Source organism: Arthrobacter sp. TB 26 (genome assembly GCF_000427315.1).
Lineage (GTDB): Bacteria > Actinomycetota > Actinomycetes > Actinomycetales > Micrococcaceae > Arthrobacter.
The window spans coordinates 1-573 of the sequence record NZ_AUPJ01000327.1; the positions used below are offsets into that span (position 1 = coordinate 1).

1 protein-coding gene is annotated in these 573 nt (G+C 71.2%); it reads left to right on the forward strand.

Annotation, left to right across the window (positions count from 1 at the left end; translation table 11 throughout):
• A partial coding sequence (locus K789_RS0112365) for an MFS transporter (protein WP_024367017.1) occupies positions 1–531 on the forward strand: 531 nt, incomplete at its 5' end.
• Between the last annotated feature and the right edge of the window lie 42 nt (positions 532–573).

Consider the following 573-nt stretch of genomic DNA (forward strand, 5'->3'; position numbering starts at 1 on the left):
GTCTTCGCCGTCGCGGCCGGAGCCGGGATGGTGCTCAGCGGCACCGACGTCGGAATCGTTGCCGCCCTCGAAACCGGCGGGCACCAGGCCGAAATCGGGCTGGTGTTCCTCTTCTGGTGCGCGGCCTCGGTGGTCGGCGGCGTGATCTACGGTGCCATGCACCGGCCCATCTCACCGATCCTGCTGCTGCTGGGCATGTCGGCGCTGACCATCCCCATGGCCTTCGCGCAGGACACCTGGACCCTCAGCCTGCTCTCGCTCCTGCCGGGCCTGCTGTGCGCGCCCGTGCTGTCGGCAGCGTCCGAGAAGGTCGCCGAACTGGTGGACGAGCGCCGCCGCGGTGAGGCGATGGGCTGGTACGGTTCGGCACTCACCGGAGGCGTCGCCCTTGGCGCACCGCTCGCCGGGGTTTTCATCGACGGCGTCGGCCCCTCGGCCGGATTCGTGGCCGTGGGGGTGGGCGGCGTTGTCCTGTGCCTTCTGGGACTTGTGCTGCAGCACCGCCGCCGGCGGCGCCTCGCCGCAGCCTGAGGGGCAGCGGGACCTCACCTGCACGGCAGACGTTAACGACGG